Here is a 17,338-nt window from a genome sequence, read left to right on the forward strand (position 1 = left end):
TCCCGACCTACATCTGGACGAGGTCGAACGGATACGTCAATGTCCCGGCGGGCGATCCGTCGCAGCCGGTGGCGAACGCTGACGAGAGCGTCCCCGACATCGTGCTTGCATCCCACGAGTAGGTATCCCGGGTCGGTATCACCGGGCCGTAATAGACATCCCCGCAACGCAATCCATCCGGCACATCAACGGTGAGCGTGAACCGTCCGTCGTGCAGTAGTGCGTCGCCCTGGTACGGAAAAGCTCTGGCCACCGGTTGTGGAATCGCCTGGACGTGAACGCAGTCGCCCTGACAACTCGACAGCGCCCATAGCCAGGTGTGAAAGTCGTGCCGGCCAGAGATTCTCAGTTCGAAGTTCCCGGGGCGGATATCCGCGTGCGCCAGCGGCATCGACGCCCATGCCGTGGCGACCAACGCCATGGCCGTGATGATTGATTTCATACCTGCCCTTGCCGACGCGCCTGCCTGATCGACGCCAGCGGCAGCGCCGGCCGACGTGGCTGCGATCTCTTTACCAGCAAGAAGTTACGGGGCAACGGGCCCGGGATGTGACGAATATCCGCTGAGCGGGCATCCTTCGAACTCAAACCGCAGTGTGACAGCGCGCACACCGTATGGTAAAAATAGTTATAGTCCTTTTTTGACTATCAACCTCTGGGAGCGCCTCATGACAACGACCGTCGTGAACCGCGGTGAAACGCCGATCGCCGCCATTGACCGGATGTCCCTGGTGCTGGATGCCTTCGACGGCAAGACACCGCTGACGATGGTGCAGATCGTGCACCGCACCGGTCTTCCGCGTTCATCGGTGCACCGCATGCTCGAGCGACTCGTGCACCTGCGCTGGCTTCGACGGGAAGGTTTCGACTACGAACTCGGGACCCGCTTGGTCGAGCTGGGGTCGCTGGCCGTGCATCAGGGCCGCATTCACCAGGCCGCGCTTCCGCTCCTGCGCAGTCTGCAGCGGGCCACGGGCTTGGTGGTACATCTGGCCGTCCTCGACGGCTCCGATGTCATCTGTCTCGAGAGAATCGGCGATCACCTGTCCGATCTCGTCCACACCTCGGTCGGCAATCGCGTACCGGCGCACTGTACTGCGCTGGGAAAGGCCATCCTTGCCGAAAGCGACTGCACGGAAGTCGATTTCAGCAGGCGCCAGACTCGTTTCTCGATCACCGGCGCCCAGCAATTGGCGGCCGAACTGACGAAGACCCGCGAACGTGGTGTGGCATTCGACCGCGAGGAATCGCTACTGGGGATCGGCTGCGTGGCGGCAGCCATCGGACTGCCCGGTCAACCGCTCGCGGCGGTATCGGTGTGCGGGCCGATCGACCGGATCACGCTGGATCAGCGGCTGGCCGCACCGGTGCGGATCACCGCGTCCCGCATCTGGCGCAACATCGAATTCGGCCCGCACCAAGGTGGTTCCCGGTCGCTGCAGGCAGTTCACCGCCGGTCGTCAGTGAGCCGCTGGGCGACACCGTAGCGTTGGTCGGGGTCGAGGACGCAATGGGTGCGCCCGAACACGGTCACCATGCACTTGTTGTTGTGGGTGCAACGGCTGCGTGAATCCGGCTCCGTGATCATGGTGTTCACCCGGTCGGGTTCACGAAGTAGCGCCCGCCCCATCGCGAAGAAGTCGAACCCTTCCCGCATGCCGGTCTCGATATGTTCGCGGTTGGTGATGCCGCCCAACAGAACGAGTTTGGTGTTCTTCATCAGCGGGACGAATTGTCGGGCGGCGTCGAGCATGTACAAGTCCCGGTAGGGGTACATGCCCATCGCCTGCTTGCCGAACAGTCGAATGGCGGGGCGCAGCGCGGCGGGCATCACTTTCGAGAACTCCTTGGCCGGCACATCGCCGCGGAACAGATACATCGGTTTGTAGACCGAGGAACCTTGCGTCAGCTCGATGGCGTCAAGGGTGGCGTCGGCGTCGAGGAGTTGTGCCGTGCGCAGTGCTTCGTCGATCCAGATGCTGCCGGGCAGACCGTCATCCATGTCCAGCTTGGCGATCACCGCGACCTGGCCGCCGACAACCGTCCGCACGTGTTGAGCGATCTCGCGAACCAGCCGCGACCGATTGTCGATCGATCCGCCGTAGCCATCGGTGCGGCGGTTGATGAGTGGACTCAGGAATGAGCTGGGCAGGTACAGATGCCCGAAATGAAGCTCGACCGCGTCGAATCCGGCGTCCACCGCGATCTGGGCGGCCGCCCCGAATTGCCTGATGACAGCCTGGATTTCCGCAACGCTGATTGCCCGGCAGTACGCGAAAGACGTCGGGTTGATGAACCTGCTCGGCGCCACCGCCGTGACACCGGTGAGTTTCTTCGGCGCCACCACCCCGGCGTGGCCGAGCTGCGCCGAAATCGCCGCTCCAGTCTCATGCACGGCATCGGTAAGCCTGCGCAGGCCCGGCAACGTGGTCGCACTCATGACAATCTGCCCTGGCGCGCTGGCAGCTTCGGGAGAGACGCAGCAGTACGCGACGGTCGTCATGCCCACGCCACCGTCGGCGAAGGCACGGTGAAAGGCGATCAAATCATCGGTGACCGCACCGTCGGGCGAGCGCCCCTCAGAGGTCGCCGCTTTGATGATTCGGTTCCGCAGCACCACCGGCCCCAACTGCGCAGGTTCAAAAGGATTGTCGCCCATGGGTTCACCATTGCCGCCCACCATCGGGGAGCAAAGATCCGTTCCCGGTAACCGGGAACGGGCGGACCGCGGGATACCACCGGCCCATAGTCTCTACTCATGGACGAAGTGTTCGTCATCGACCGGGTGGTCACCGCCCCCGGGTGTGCCCAGAAGTTCATCGACGCCTACCTCGCCGGCTACGCCCCCGGCGCCATCGAACGGGGCATGACGATGTGGGACATCCTCGTCAGCCCACCGATCTGGTTCGACGACCGAACCAACGTCGTCACCATCACCTGGTCCCTGCCCAGCCCACAGGCGTGGTGGCAGATGACGTGGCAAGGCCGCGGGGATCCAGCACTGGCGCAGTGGTGGGACAGCGTGGCCGGCCTCATTGTGGAGCGCAACCGCAGCGTGGCCGCGTCTCCTGAAAACGTCTCCCCCGCAGGGGATGTCGTGGCACTGCAACCACGGGTGCCCGCGGCGGGCAGCACCGTCGGCGTGACCCGTTTGATCGACGTCGACGAATCCGACCGCGCACGAGTCCTGGAGCACCTGCGCGCGGCAGCCCGCGACAGCGGCGCACTCGCGTACGTGGTCGAACCGACGCTGCCGGGCTCGCGCAATGGTGGCGACATCCTGGTCCATCTGCGTTTCGCAGACCAGACTTCCTGGCAACAAAGCACTTTCGACAGCGCTCTGGCCGATCCGGCGATCACCCACGTCAACGGCGCGACCTACCGTGGCACCCCGACACGCAGTGGCACCGGCACCGTGTACCGAGCGCTACTGCTGCGCGTCGATCCCGACGTCGACGACAACACCGTTGCCGACTTCGAACGCGAATTGGCTTCGATGCCCCGGTATGTGTCGACCATCGCCGCGTGGCAGCTCAGTCGCGTCGACACCGCCATCGGTACCAGCCCGTGGACGCACGTGTTCGAGCAGGAATTCACCGACGTCGACGGTTTGATGGGGCCCTACCTGATGCACCCTATCCATTGGGCGGTCGTCGATCGCTGGTTCGACCCGGAAACCACCGACGTGATCATCCGAGATCGCTTGTGCCACAGCTTCTGTGAGCTGACCACGCCGGTGCTGGGCGGATAGAACCGGCTAGACCCCGGCGGGCAGGATGTTCGGATTGGCCGTGGCCGGCGGTTGCAGCGGCGGCAGAACCGCGCCGCCGTCCAGCGTGTGCACCGGCAACTGTTGAGACCATGGGTAGTGCAGACTGAACGCCACCAGGCCCGTGCGCTCCGCCGCGGGCGCGTGACACATGGCCAGCACCGTCTCCGCGAGATACTCAACCGGCTCAGTGGGGAACGCATCGGGGATCAGCGCAGCGGCGCCCGGGGTGCGCACCGCTGTCGACGGACCCACACAGTTGACCGCGATGTTCGCATCGACCAATTCGGCTGCCGCCCCTTGCGTGAACCGGTGCAGCGCCGCCTTACACGATGCGTAGATGACATCGCCGGCCGTCTTGTTGTAGTCCCGATACGGACGCGCCGGGGCAACCCCGGTAACCGAGCCGATGTTGACGATCCAACCCGCGCCGGCACTCCGCATGTGCGGCACAACGGCTTTCGTCAGGGCGAACGGGATGCGCAGGTAGTGGTCGATTGTCCGGTCGAAGGTTGCCATCGGCATGTCCTCGACCACGGCATAGTCGGCGAAACCGGCATTGTTGACCAAGACGTCGATGCGCCCGGTCCGTTCCAAGACCGCCTCGACAAGACCGTCACGAGCGTCGGGGTCTTCGAGATCCGCCGGCACCCCGAACGCCGAACCACCGGCATCTTCGATGAGCCGCACGGTTTCCTGAATGCTGCCCGGGATCACCGCACTCACGCCGGCGCGCACCGACGCTGACGGACCATGTCCGCGCGCGGTGACCGCGACCGTGGCGCCTTCGGCCGCCAGCCGCTGTGCGATCGCACGTCCGATCCCCCGGCTACTGCCCGTCACGAGTGCGGTCTTGCCGGTCAAAAGCTGTGTCATTGCAGGATGAAGTCTTCCTCGATGGGTGCCCGGTGCTGACGCCACAGGTCGACCAGGCGATACGGGGTCGCCACGACGACGCGACCCGAATCGGAGCGATAGTAGGTGTGGGCGTTGGGCGTATGGCACCACACGGTCCCGCGCATCGTCTCGTCGATGCCCTCGACGTAGTCGTCGTACGCGGTGCGCGTGACCTCCATGGTCTGCACGCCGCGCAGCGCCATCAGCTGCAGACACTCGATGATGTAGTGCGCCAGCACCTCCATCGAGAAGTTGGCGCCCGCGCCGTGTCCTGGGCTGTAGTTGGGTGCTGACGTGATGAACAGGTTGGGAAAGCCCGGCACCGTGCCGCCGCGGTAGGCACGCGGGCTGTCGCCCCACTCAGCGGACAGCGCCCGGCCGTCGCGACCGCGGATGTCGATCGTCGACAGGAAGTCCAGGTGGTAGCCGGTGGCGTAGATGATGACGTCGAGGTCGATCTGTCGGCCGTCGTGCGTGACAATCCCATCGGCGTTCACCGCGGCCGGCTCGCTGGCTTCGACGTCGACGTGAGCACGGGTCAACGCGGCGTAGTAGCCGCCGGGGTCGCGGATGATCCGCTTGCCGTACGGGGCGAAATCGGGCGTGACTTTGCGTGCCAATTCTGTTCCGGCGCCGAACATCTGGTCGATGTAGTTCGTGCACATCTGCAGCAACACGTCGTTGGCGGGCGAGATCGACAGATGGTCCTTGGACCACGCCGGATCCTGCAGGATCACCGGGTAGTTGTTGTCGGCGGTGGCCCAGTACGACTTGATCCGATTCCACTTGGCGTAGAACGGCAGCACTCGCCCCAGGTAGCGGCGATGTTCGGGGACGTCGTCGGAGAGCCGCTTGCGTGGGGCGACCCAATGTGGCTGCCGCTGGAACACGGTGAGGTGTTCGACCTGGTCGACGCAGGCATCGACGATCTGCACCGCCGTGCAGCCGGCCCCGATGATCGCCACTTTCTTGCCCGTCAGGTCCAGCGCGGGATCCCACTGCGCCGAGTGGATGCTGATGCCGCCGAAGCTCTCCCGGCCCGGCAGATCGGGAAAGCGCGGACGATTCAGGTAGCCGGCCGCGGTCACGACGACACTGGCATGGTCGACCGTCGTGCTTCCGTCGGCCCCGCGCGAATGAATCTGCCACTGCTGACGCTCTTCATCCCACCGTAGTGCCTCGACCTCGGTGCCGAACCGGATGTGCTTGCGCAGCTCGTGCTTGTCTGCGAGCGCGACGAGATACGCCTGGTACTCGGCGCCCTGCGGGTAGTAGCTGGACCACTCCGGGTTCACTTCTCGCGACAGCGAGTAGTAGGCCGACGGGGTGTCGACGCCGATGCCCGGGTACGTGGTGGTCAGCCAGGTACCCCCGACTTCGCTGTTGCGGTCGAAAATCTGAAACTGGACGCCTTCCTCGGCAGCCGCCAGCGCTACCGCGATGCCGGCCAACCCGGCCCCGATGATGGCCATGGAGGTGGTCTGGGGAATCGGCACCGTGCGCGGCAGCGTCGGTTGCGACGGGCGGAAACCACCCTGTTCGATCAGCAGGTCGACGAATTCGTCATCGACCGGACCGCCCACCGCCAGCGGCAGCACCCGGGTGAACAAATCGCGATCTGCGCCGGCCGCGTCCTCGGGCCGGAAGTCGACGAGCGCAGCGCTGATCTCGCCGACCAGCGCGTGCATGGTCTCGGGATCGGTGGTCCCCGCCCGCTCCGGCGGGTCCGGCACGTGATCGATCTTGGGAGCGTACCGATCGACGACCGATGCATCACCGGTCATCTGTGCCAGCACCGCAACCAAGACACCGGGGTCTGCCTGCATCAGGTGTGCACGCAGGGCGTCAGGGTCAGGAGCGCTGGCTACAGGTGAGGACGATTCGGTCGCGGCGGTCATGCAATCGAGTATCGAAGGGAACGACCCGGCGCCGCCGCTGCTTTGACCTCTGAGCGGGATACGATCCTGCGAGCAACCCGGTGCGCTACATACGTTTCACCGCATGGATTCTGATGACCTGGACACCGTCATCGCCCGGGCCCGCAGCCACAGTCTCGCCGACATTCCACGCCGGTCGGCGCGCAGACAGCCGAACAAGACAGCGATCGTCGACGGCGAGGTGACACTGAGTTTCGCCGAGTTCGACCACTTGGTCGACCGCGCCGCTGCAGCGTTGTGCGACAACGGTCTTCGGGCCGGAGACCGGCTTGCGTTGTTGTCACGGAACTGCTGGCAGTACGCGGTACTGACATTCGCCTCGGCCCGTGCCGGCGTGGTTCTGGTCCCGATCAATTTCATGCTCACCGCCGAAGAGATCACCTACATCCTGGCGCACAGCAATGCTGCCGGGCTCATCGTCGAAGCGGACCTGGCGCCGGTCGCGGAGGACGCGTTGCGCCTCGGCACCGCCGTGCGCGCCACGGCAGCACTGGTTCCGCCCGGGCAGCAATGCCCTTCTGGCTGGCCAGATTTCGCCGATTGGCTCGCGACCGCGAGCACTGCCCCGGACCATCTTCTCGGCGACGAACAGCTGGTCCGGGTGATGTACACGAGCGGCACCGAGTCGCGGCCCAAGGGGGTGATGCACAGCAGCCGCAGCCTGATGTGGCAGTACATCAGCACCATCGTCGCCGGCTCGATGTCCGGCGAGGACGTCGTCATCCATTCCCTGCCGCTGTACCACTGCGCACAGCTGGACAACTTCCTGGCCACGGCAATCTATCTCGGCGCGACAAGCATCATCCTGCCCCGCCCCGAACCCGAACTGGTACTTCACGCCATCGAGCGCCACCACGCCACCAGTTACTTTGCGCCGCCCACGGTGTGGATCAGTCTGCTGCGTAGCCCCGTCTTCGACCAGGTCGACCTGTCCAGCCTGTGCAAGGGGTACTACGGCGCCTCACCGATGCCGACCGAAATCCTGCACGAGTTGCGCCGCCGGTTGCCGGTTCTGCGCTTGTGGAACTTCTACGGCCAGACCGAGATGGCGCCTCTCGCCTCGGCGCTCGGACCGGAGGAACAGGACACCCACGCCGGATCGGCGGGCCGACCGGTGGTCAATGTCGAAACCACCATCCTCGATGAGACCAGCACGCCCGTACCGCCGGGAACCGTCGGCGAGATAGCTCACCGCAGTTCACATTTGATGCTGGGCTACCTCGACGACGTGGACAAGACCGCGGAGGCGTTCGCCGGCGGTTGGTTCCATTCCGGTGATCTCGGCTTCTACGACGAGCACGGCCTCTTGCACGTGGTGGACCGCAAGAAGGACATGATCAAGACCGGCGGGGAGAATGTCGCCAGCCGCGAAGTGGAAGAAATTCTCTACCTGCACAACAGTATCGAAGAAGCCGCCGTCTTCGGGTTGGCGCACCCGCTGTGGGTCGAAGCTGTGGTCGCCGCCGTGGTCCCCCGCGCCGGCATGACGCTGACCGAAGACGAAGTCCTCACCCACTGCCGTGGTCATCTCGCAGGCTTCAAGACCCCCAAACGGGTGTTCTTCGTCGATTCCCTCCCGAAGAACCCCAGCGGCAAATTGCTCAAACGCCGACTGCGTGAAGAATTCAGCCCCGAATTCGCGCAAAACTGAAGGAACACAACACATGTACAAAGGTCGCATCGCGCGATTCGACGAGCCCGGCAAGCCATTTCAGATCGAAACCGTCACTCTGCCAGAGGTCCGGCCGGGCGAAATCCTGGTCCGCGTGACCCGCGCCAACATCTGCGGGTCGGACGTACACGCCTGGCACGGCACGTTCGCAACCCGAGGTCTCGGCGGGCAACTGCCAACGGTGCTGGGGCACGAGATGGTCGGGGCTGTCGAGGCCCTGGGTGACGGTGTCGCCGCCGACTCGAACGGCAAGCCGTTGCAGACCGGCACCCGAGTGGTGTTCCCCTACTTCTACAGCTGCCACAGCTGCCGCGATTGCCTTGCCGGGCGACGAAACGGCTGCCTCAAGCTCAAGATGGCCATGCTGGGCCGGGCCGACGAGCCACCATATTTCGTCGGCGGCTACGGCGATTACTACCTGCTGCCGGCCGGCGCCGTCGTCTACACCGTTCCGGACAGTGTCGGCGACGACATCGCGGCAGGCGCCAACTGTGCTCTGTCCCAGGTGATGTACGGGCTCGAACGCGTCGACCTTCAGCTCGGTGAACACGTCGTGGTGCAAGGGGCCGGAGCGTTGGGCCTCTATGCGATCGCGGTCGCCAAAGCGCGCGGGGCCGCGAACGTGATCGCGATCGACGGCATCGCCGAACGGCTGGAGTTGGCGGCCGCCTTCGGTGCCGACACCGTGCTGGATCTGAACCAGGTCGCGACGCCCAGGGACCGGGCCAAGGCCGTTCGTGCGCTCACCGACGGACACGGTGCCGACGTCGTCGTCGAAGTCGTCGGGCACCCCTCGGCGATCGACGAGGGCCTGCAGATGCTGGGGCAGTTCGGCCGCTACGTCGAGATCGGCAACATCAACGCGGGCCAGACGTTCGCGTTCGACCCCTCGCGATTCGTGTTCAGCAACAAGACCATGGTCGGCGTTTCGCTGTACGACCCGGCAGTGCTGTCTCGCGCCCTGACATTCCTGGACCGCCACCAACACGAACTGCCCTTCGACCGGCTCGCCGCAACGACGTACTCGCTCGACGACATCAATGACGCCTTCGCCGCGGCGGACGGCAAGCGCGACATCCGTGCCAGCATCACCCCGTAGTTCGCAAAGGACGAATATGCACAGTCACCAACGTTCCGAGCTGTTCATCGACGGCCACTGGGTGGCGCCCTACGGCAGCGGTGTCATCGACGTCGTCGACCCGGCCACCGAAGCGGTGATCGGCCATGTCCCGGGCGGCGATGAAGCCGATGTCGACGCGGCGGTCGCCGCAGCACGCCGCGCCTTCGATCCGGCGATCACCGTCCAAGAGCGGCGGCAGCGGCTGCGCCGGGTGATCGATGCGATGGAGAAGCGCCTGCCCGATATCGCCAACCTCATCACGGCAGAGATGGGCGCCCCGGTACGAATCGCGCAGACGGTGCAAACGCAGGTACCGCTCGCTGTTGCCAACGGTTTTGCCGACGTCTTGGACAGGTTCGATTTCGAAGAGCGCGTGGGCAATTCGCTGGTACTGCGCGAGCCCTACGGAGTTGTCGGCGCCATCACCCCGTGGAACTATCCGCTGTACCAGGTGGTAGCCAAGGTGCTTCCGGCCATCGCCGCGGGCTGCACCGTCGTGCTCAAACCGAGCAACGAGGCACCGCTGTCGGTGTTCGCGTTCATCGAAGCCTGCGAGGAAGCGGGCCTGCCGCCCGGGGTGATCAACCTCGTCTCCGGCCCTGGACGGGTGATCGGTGAGCGCCTCGCCAGTCACCCGGATGTCGACTTCGTGTCCTTCACCGGGTCAACCGGTGTGGGATCCCGTGTCGGCGGGCTGGCTGGCCAGTCGGTCAAGAAGGTGGCCCTCGAGCTCGGCGGAAAATCGGCAAACGTCATCCTCGACGGCGCCGACCTGGCCACCGCGGTCAAAGTCGGCGTCGGCAACGCGTTCCTCAACGGCGGCCAGACCTGCATGGCATGGACGAGAATGCTTGTGCCGCAGGCGCGCTACGGCGAGGCGCTCGAACTGATCGAATCGGCCGTGAGCCGCTATACCGTCGGCGACCCGTGGGACCCCGGCACCCGGATCGGCCCGTCCGCCTCGCGGTCCCAGTTCGACACGGTGCGCGGATTCATCGACCGCGCGCAGCGTGATGGCGCACGCCTGCTGACCGGCGGCTCCGAGCGGGTGCGCGACGTCGGGTTCTTCCTGGCACCAACGGTATTCGCTGACGTCGACCCGGAATCTGAACTCGGACAGGAAGAAGTTTTCGGACCCGTGTTGGCAGTAATCCCCTACACCGACGCAGACGATGCCCTGCGCATCGCCAACGGCACCCCCTACGGCCTGTCGGGGGCGGTGTGGGCCGCCGACGACGACACGGCGATCGCGTTCGCCCGTCAGATTCAGACCGGACAGGTCGACATCAACGGCGGCTCCTACAACCCCGCAGCGCCATTCGGTGGCTACAAGAAGTCGGGAATCGGCCGTGAACTCGGGCGATTCGGTTTCGAGGAGTACCTGCAAACGAAGTCCCTTCAGCTCAGCGAGCGGCCGTGAAAGCGCCTGTCGACGTCAGCACCAGCGGCTCGGTCCAGCTCTGGACGATCAACCTTCCGGAGGCGGGTAACGCGATATCCGGCCCGGATGTGGTCGCCGAGTTCGAAGCGAATATCGATGCAGCGAACCGCGACAACGCAGTTCGGGCGATCGTCCTCACGGGCAGCGGCAAGATCTTTTCCGCCGGCGGCAACGTCAAGGAGATGGCCGACCGCGACGGCATGTTCGGCCTCGAACCCATCGACCAACGACGTGCCTACATCGATGGCATCCAACGCATCCCACGCGCGATGAGTCGGCTCGAAGTCCCCATCATCGCGGCGGTGAACGGGGCGGCGATCGGCGCCGGCTGCGATCTGGCGATGATGTGTGACATCCGCATCGCCTCGGAGCGCGCATCGTTCGCAGAAAGTTTCGTACAACTCGGCTTGATTCCCGGCGACGGCGGGACCTGGTTTCTGCCGCGGGCCATCGGGTACTCCCGTGCCGCCGAGCTCACCTTCACCGGCGACCGCATCGATGCCGCCACCGCGCTGGAGTGGGGGCTGGTCAGCCGCGTCGTGGCCCATGACGATCTGCTCGCGGACGCGCACGGGCTCGCCGAACGTATCGCCGCCAATCCCCCGCATGCGCTGCGCATGGCCAAACGGCTGCTTCAGGAATCGATCACCGGCACATTGGAATCCACTCTCAGCATGGCCGCAGCCATGCAACCGCTGGCCCACCATGACACGGCGCACCACGAGCGCATCGCGAAGTGGAAGACCTCATGACGCCGACCCTGAGACGACTGGTGCCGCCGGCGAGCAGCTCGAACCCAGCTGCTGACGCGTTGCGCGGCCAGGTCCGGGCGTTCCTGGCCGAGCAATTGGCTGTAGGTGCCTTCACGCCGTCGGTCGACGCGTGGTTGTGCGGCTGGGACGAGACCTTCACCCGGTCGCTGGCCCGACAAGGCTGGTTGGGTATGACGGTTCCCGAACGTTATGGCGGGCACGGCCGTTCGTTTCACGACCGCTTCGTCGTCACCGAGGAACTACTGGCCGCCGGTGCACCGGTGGCCGCCCATTGGATCGCCGACCGCCAGATTGTGCCGTCGCTTCTCAAGTACGGCACCGAAGAACAGAAGCACGAGTACCTGCCGCGCATCGTCCGTGGTGAGTGCTTCTTCGGCATCGGAATGAGCGAGCCCGACTCCGGATCAGATCTGGCGAGCGTGCGCACGCGGGCCGTCCGTGTCGACGGGGGCTGGGCGATAACGGGGACCAAGGTATGGACCTCGGGGGCGCACCGCGCCCACGCGTTCATCGTCTTGGCCCGCACCGCACCGGTGGACACGGCACATCGGCACGCTGGGCTCAGCCAGTTCATCGTCGACTTCGCCGCCGAGGGCGTCGACGTTCGGCCCATCATCTCGATGAACGGCGGGCACCACTTCAATGAGGTGATTCTCGATGAGGTGTTCGTGCCCGACTCCCGGGTCTTCGGGGAAATCGGGCAGGGTTGGAGCCAGGTGACCTCCGAGTTGAGCTTCGAGAGAAGTGGCCCGGAACGGTTCCTCTCGACGTTTCCACTCCTGGGCGTTGCACTCGAACAGGCTGCTCCACAGGATGTTTCGTGCGATGTCGAGATCGGCCGATTGGTGGCACGTGTCGCCGGCCTGCATCACACCTCGACGGCGGTGGCAGACGCCCTACAACGCGGCGAGGCCGCCGATGTCTCCGCGGCCGTGGTCAAGGTCCTCGGCACCACGGTCGAGGGCGATATCGCCGACTACGCCGATCTGCGCACCGGTGACGAACGCGCGGTCGACTCGTCGTGGGCCGATCTGGTGTCCCACGCTGTCGACCAGCGCCCGGGATTCACCCTGCGCGGCGGAACCAACGAAGTACTGCGCGGAGTCATCGCGCGGGGATTGGGGCTGCGATGAACGCAACCGGATCGATGACAAGCACGTCGCCGGTCGATGGCGATCTGATCGACATGATGGACGCCGTCTTTGCCGACTACCGGCTGTCCCACGATCCTGGGCCGGCGGAGGCACGAGTCGACTGTGACCGCGCACTGTGGCGACGACTCGATGAGCTCGGGCTGGTGCGGCTGACCGGTTCGGAACAATCCGGCGGCAGCGGCGCGAGCTGGCGCGAATCGGCTGAATTACTCACCGCCGCTGTACGGCACGGGGTACGGCTGCCGTTGGCCGAACACGACCTCTTGGCATGCTGGCTGCTGGAGGCCGTCGGCCACGAAGTCGACGACGCGCTCCGCACGATCCACGTGGTGCCGCAACCCGGTGCACCTCGGGCACCGACCCCCTGGGCCGGCTCGGTCGACCGGATCGTCACGGTCTGGCACGGCGACGACGGCTACCGTGTCGCCGACGTCGACGCCACGGAAATCACCATTGCCCCGGGACACAACCTGATCGGCGAACCGCGTGACACCGTCGGCGTCGACGCGGCCGGCTGGTCAGGACATGCGGTAGCGCCCGATTTGGTTGCCCAACTGAAGCGTAAAGCCGCTCTGGTTCGAGCCATTCAGGTTTGTGCCGCACTGGATGGCGCGATCGCGGCATCGGTTGACCACGTGATGTCGCGCATCCAGTTCGGCCGTCCACTCGCCAAGTTCCAGGCGATCCACAACCTGATCGCAGACGCCGCTGCCGAGGCTGCCGTTGCCCGCTCGGCTACTGAGGCGGCACTGAACACCGCACTCGAAACAGGGTGGCTGACAAACCGTCTCGACTTCCAGATCGCAGTCGCACGGTCCTGCGCTGGGCATGCGGCGTCGGCCGTGACACGTAATGCGCACCAGGTGCACGGTGCGATCGGGACGACACGCGAACACCGCCTGCACGAATGGACCCGCGCGGCCCTGGCGTGGCGCTCAGAGAACGGTTCTGTGCACTTCTGGGACCGGAAGGTCGCCGCCGCAGCAGCAGAAGCAGGCCGCACCGGCATGTGGGCGTTGATCACCGGCACCGGGTAGCTTTCGGGATTATTCCGGTGACCGGTCACGGGCGCTGTGACGAACAACTCCGACGAGTTGACTGACCGGTATGAGCAACTCGATCAGCTTGCCTGAGGCCCAAGAATTCATTGCCGAATTCTGGTTTCACTACGACCAGGGAAACTTCGCCGAGGTGGCGGCTCGGATCGGCGACGAGATGGAGTATCTGAGCCGTTCGGATTCCGGAAACTGCCCATTCGAGCATCTGCTGGCAGCTGAATTGCACGGTGGCGCAGAGACTCTCGCCTGGCTCACCGAGCACCGCAACGAGAACCCGTACCCGTGCCGCCACCACGCGACCAACGTCTTCCGTACCGGAACCGAGGGTGCGATCACGACGGTGCGGTTCTATCTGTACGTCAACCAGATCACCAACAACGTCCCGTTCGGGGTGTCGAGCGGCGTCGTCGACGTCGGCATTCGGCGTGCGGGCGATGCGTTGGTGTTCACCTCGATGACCGTGGTGCTGGACGCCGAGAACTCGATCCCGTTCGCCGAGCACGCCGCAAAGGCGGCGGCTGCCAACGGGCAACCCGCGTGACCGCTAGGGCGATCTTCGGCGGTGGCGTGGCCGTCATCACCGGCGCCGGTGCCGGCATCGGCGCCGGCCTGGCGCGGCACGCCAGTCAGCTCGGTATGACGGTGGTGTTGGCTGACATCGACGCCACCGCCATCGCTGCTCTGCGTGACGAGATCTGCGCGGCCGGCGGAACCGCAATCGATACCGTCTGCGACGTTCGTGATGCCGCGGCGGTACAGCAGCTGGCCGACAAGGTCTTTGACGAATTCGGGGCCGTGCGGCTGCTGGTCAACAACGCCGGGGTCGAACAGTTCGGCTACCTGTGGGATACGCCATTGGCCAACTGGCAGCGGATCGTCGACGTCAACGTCAACGGCGTATTCCATGGCATTCGCGCGTTCCTGCCGCGAATGATGTCCACCGATGCGCCCGCGTGGGTGTGGAATCTGTCGTCGATCGGCGGGGTCGCCGTGGTTCCCCTGCAGGCGCCCTACATCATGAGCAAGCATGCCGTCCTGGCGCTGACCGAATGTCTGAATCTCGAGGTGCAGTCCGCAGGCCATGCGCATCACATTCACGTCCAGGCCGTCCTGCCGGGAGCCGTCGTTTCCAACATCTTCGAATCCGCGGGCGGAGTCGACACCGGGAACACCGATGCCGCAGAGGGGCAGCGCGCGGCCATGCTCGATATCAAGGCTGACGCAATGGACCCACTCGCCGCCGCACAGGTGGTCTTTGATCAGGCCGCCGACGGACGCTTCTATCTCATCACCCAACCGGACTACGTCGGCGCGGCGATGTCCGAACGTGCCCGCGTACTGACCAGCCAGCAGCCGCCGCAACTGCGCGAACATCGCCGGTTCGACCCCACCCACAACTGAGATGCCCACACCACAACTCGATCGCGATGCCGCCGCCCGGGTCGCATCATTCGGAGACATCGCACCGATGCGGACCCGAGGCCTGCCGGCCGTCCGCGCCGGTATCGAATCCGCGCCGCTGCCTGATATGCCGGCCATGGCCGGCACAGAGAACCTCACCGCACCCGGCCCTGCCGGCCCGCTGGCCGTTCGCCTGTACCGACCGAGCTCGGGTGGACGTCTGCCCGTCCTGGTCTACTTCCACGGCGGCGGACTCGTCATGGGCTCCAACCATTCGTTCGAGCCGTTGGCGCGAGCACTGGCCCACGCCAGCGGAGCCGCCGTCGCAGCCGTCGAGTACCGCCTGGCGCCGGAGTCACCACCACCCGCGCAGTTCGACGACGCCTACGCGGCGACGGAATGGATCGCCGCCAATGCGGCCGAACTCGACATCGATGCCGGACGGTTGGGGGTGGCCGGCGACAGTGCCGGTGGATCACTCGCTGCCGCAGTGGCTTTGGCGGCGCGCGACCATGCCGGGCCGCAGATAGCCGTTCAGGTCCTGCTCTACCCCGGCCTGGATCGCGACATGGGCGCACCATCGATCACTGCGATGCCCGACGCACCGATGCTGCGCCACGACGACATCGTCTACATGCACGAACTGGTCGACCGCAGTGGCGACCAGTCGCATTCGCACTATCAGGTGCCGGCCTACGCGACCGATCTGAGCGGCCTGCCGCAGGCAATCGTGGTCACCGGCGAATGCGACCCCATCCGGGACTGGGGCGAGCGCTACGCCAATCGACTACGTGAGGCGGGAGTGCAGACCACCCTCACCCGTTATCCCGGGATGTACCACGGGTTCTTGATGCGGTCCGATGCGACGGCACGCGGCCGGCTCGCCATGGCCGAGGTCGGTGCGCTGGTGCGCGCGAAGTTCGCCCACCCCTGCCCCACTGGCCGATCCACCAACGGGTCCCTCATTCAAAGCGCTTCTGCCCCAACGTCGACAGTCGACACACTCACCACCGAAGGAGAAAACCATGCTGACCGATGAGCGTCGACGCGAGCTGTCCGACGTCCTCCGTCCTGCCGCGCCACCGCGCGAGATCGCCGATGTCTACACCCCCGACCAGCGGCGGCGGCTGCTCGACATTGTGCACGACCGGGGCCCGTGGAAGCTGATCATCGCGCAGCACTTCGCCTCCGCGGACGAGCTGATGGCGACCATGAGCGGTTCGTTCCCAGAAGGGTTCACCCCGTCTCTGGATCTGTTTCTCACTCCGACGTTCCGCGGCTATCTCGCCAATTACGGTGCCGTCCTGTACCCCGAGCTGCACGACTGCTTCTACAACAGCGCCTTCCTCGAGCACGCCAAGAGCTACTGGAACGCGCAGTACGCGAAGCCACAGATAATGCTGTTCAACATCAATGGCCCATGCGCCAACCGCGATCCCGGCCATCTGGACTCCCCGAGCTTCCGTGGTGTGCGCTACGAGAACGCACCCACCTGGCTGTGCAGCGTGATGGGCAAATCGGGGCTGTTCACCGATTACCTGATCAAAATGGCCCAGGTCATCACCTGGTTCTCCCTCGATGAACAATCAGGATTCACGTACTGGCCCGACGGACCACTCAAGGCGCCCGGGCGGGTACTGCCGCCGATCAACAACCGGGGTGTGGTCGTGCAGAACGAGATGATGATGCACCGCGGCGAGGCCAACGGTCCTCTGGCGCAACAGGTTCCCGCCGGACTGTCCTTCGACACCGAGTTCACCGGCGACCCGGCCGATCGTGATCGATGGCTGCTCAAGAACGGTGACGACGTCATCGGACGGCATCACACCGACGAGCTGAGGTTCCTCGTGCACTGGTCCGCCGAAGTGTTCTCCGACTACGACGAACTGAAGAAGAACATGGACGGCTCCGACGACATCACGATCGAACGCGCCATCGGCATGATGGTCGATGACCTCAAGAGCAAGGGCATCAAGCTCGACGTCCCCAGTGAGCCCCTCCACGATGCCGCGTTCATCGGCGCACTCAACGCGGCCTACGACTTGGGTACCCCGACGACGTACCCGGACGACGCGCCTGTCAGCGCATTCCAACTCGCATAGACCGCGAAAGGCAC

At 65.3% G+C, this 17,338-nt stretch carries 16 protein-coding genes; 12 read left to right on the plus strand and 4 right to left on the minus strand.

All coding sequences use genetic code 11. The annotated features are described in order from the left end of the window. Positions 1-7 precede the first annotated feature (7 nt). The gene (locus tag AC1U2B_RS08865; protein ID WP_480216497.1) at positions 8-442 is read right to left on the minus strand and encodes a hypothetical protein; all 435 of its coding nucleotides are present in this window, start codon (positions 440-442) and stop codon (positions 8-10) included. 226 nt (positions 443-668) lie between these two features. Between AC1U2B_RS08865 and AC1U2B_RS08870 the strand changes: the two genes are divergently transcribed. After that, positions 669-1,487, plus strand: a complete 819-nt coding sequence (locus AC1U2B_RS08870) for an IclR family transcriptional regulator (RefSeq protein WP_480216498.1) — start codon at positions 669-671, stop codon at positions 1,485-1,487. On the opposite strand, the gene AC1U2B_RS08875 is transcribed toward AC1U2B_RS08870, so the two are convergent. Then, complete coding sequence (locus AC1U2B_RS08875; protein WP_480216499.1) at positions 1,448-2,659, minus strand: NADH:flavin oxidoreductase; 1,212 nt, start codon at positions 2,657-2,659, stop codon at positions 1,448-1,450. The genes AC1U2B_RS08870 and AC1U2B_RS08875 overlap by 40 nt on opposite strands. Before the next feature lie 456 nt (positions 2,660-3,115). Between AC1U2B_RS08875 and AC1U2B_RS08880 the strand changes: the two genes are divergently transcribed. Next, positions 3,116-3,751 (plus strand): Dabb family protein, encoded by a 636-nt coding sequence (locus AC1U2B_RS08880; RefSeq protein ID WP_480216611.1) that lies wholly within the window; start codon positions 3,116-3,118, stop codon positions 3,749-3,751. A 6-nt stretch (positions 3,752-3,757) separates the two neighbouring features. Here the strand turns inward: AC1U2B_RS08880 and AC1U2B_RS08885 are convergent, their stop codons facing one another. Both AC1U2B_RS08885 and AC1U2B_RS08890 read right to left on the minus strand, forming a co-directional pair. After that, on the minus strand, positions 3,758-4,645 hold the full coding sequence (locus tag AC1U2B_RS08885) for an SDR family NAD(P)-dependent oxidoreductase (RefSeq protein ID WP_480216500.1): 888 nt from the start codon (positions 4,643-4,645) through the stop codon (positions 3,758-3,760). After that, positions 4,642-6,564, minus strand: coding sequence for a flavin-containing monooxygenase (locus AC1U2B_RS08890; RefSeq protein WP_480216501.1), 1,923 nt, complete (start codon positions 6,562-6,564; stop codon positions 4,642-4,644). The genes AC1U2B_RS08885 and AC1U2B_RS08890 overlap by 4 nt, the downstream gene beginning before the upstream one ends. A 103-nt stretch (positions 6,565-6,667) precedes the next feature. Between AC1U2B_RS08890 and AC1U2B_RS08895 the strand changes: the two genes are divergently transcribed. From AC1U2B_RS08895 to AC1U2B_RS08940, 10 genes are all read left to right on the plus strand, one after another. Beyond that, complete coding sequence (locus AC1U2B_RS08895) at positions 6,668-8,254, plus strand: acyl-CoA synthetase (protein WP_480216502.1); 1,587 nt, start codon at positions 6,668-6,670, stop codon at positions 8,252-8,254. Positions 8,255-8,267: 13 nt separating this feature from the next. Beyond that, a complete protein-coding gene (locus AC1U2B_RS08900; protein ID WP_480216503.1) occupies positions 8,268-9,374 on the plus strand; it encodes a zinc-binding dehydrogenase in 1,107 nt (368 codons plus the stop codon). A 16-nt stretch (positions 9,375-9,390) separates the two neighbouring features. Further along, a complete protein-coding gene (locus AC1U2B_RS08905; protein ID WP_480216504.1) occupies positions 9,391-10,815 on the plus strand; it encodes an aldehyde dehydrogenase family protein in 1,425 nt (474 codons plus the stop codon). Beyond that, positions 10,812-11,588 carry a crotonase/enoyl-CoA hydratase family protein gene (locus AC1U2B_RS08910; protein ID WP_480216505.1) on the plus strand — a complete coding sequence of 259 codons (777 nt, stop codon included), beginning with the start codon at positions 10,812-10,814 and terminating at the stop codon, positions 11,586-11,588. Before AC1U2B_RS08905 ends, AC1U2B_RS08910 begins: the two co-directional genes overlap by 4 nt. Further along, the gene (locus tag AC1U2B_RS08915) at positions 11,585-12,742 is read left to right on the plus strand and encodes an acyl-CoA dehydrogenase family protein (RefSeq protein WP_480216506.1); all 1,158 of its coding nucleotides are present in this window, start codon (positions 11,585-11,587) and stop codon (positions 12,740-12,742) included. The genes AC1U2B_RS08910 and AC1U2B_RS08915 overlap by 4 nt, the downstream gene beginning before the upstream one ends. Positions 12,743-12,756: 14 nt before the next feature. Then, a complete protein-coding gene (locus AC1U2B_RS08920; protein WP_480216612.1) occupies positions 12,757-13,800 on the plus strand; it encodes an acyl-CoA dehydrogenase family protein in 1,044 nt (347 codons plus the stop codon). Positions 13,801-13,870: 70 nt separating this feature from the next. Then, on the plus strand, positions 13,871-14,362 hold the full coding sequence (locus AC1U2B_RS08925) for a polyketide cyclase (protein ID WP_064986483.1): 492 nt from the start codon (positions 13,871-13,873) through the stop codon (positions 14,360-14,362). Next, a complete protein-coding gene (locus AC1U2B_RS08930) occupies positions 14,359-15,222 on the plus strand; it encodes an SDR family NAD(P)-dependent oxidoreductase (protein WP_480216507.1) in 864 nt (287 codons plus the stop codon). Before AC1U2B_RS08925 ends, AC1U2B_RS08930 begins: the two co-directional genes overlap by 4 nt. A 1-nt stretch (position 15,223) precedes the next feature. Then, on the plus strand, positions 15,224-16,261 hold the full coding sequence (locus AC1U2B_RS08935; RefSeq protein ID WP_480216508.1) for an alpha/beta hydrolase: 1,038 nt from the start codon (positions 15,224-15,226) through the stop codon (positions 16,259-16,261). Further along, positions 16,248-17,324, plus strand: a complete 1,077-nt coding sequence (locus tag AC1U2B_RS08940; RefSeq protein WP_480216509.1) for a hypothetical protein — start codon at positions 16,248-16,250, stop codon at positions 17,322-17,324. The genes AC1U2B_RS08935 and AC1U2B_RS08940 overlap by 14 nt, the downstream gene beginning before the upstream one ends. The last annotated feature ends 14 nt before the right edge of the window (positions 17,325-17,338 follow it).

It is taken from the genome of Mycolicibacterium sp. P4_G11 (assembly GCF_056555145.1).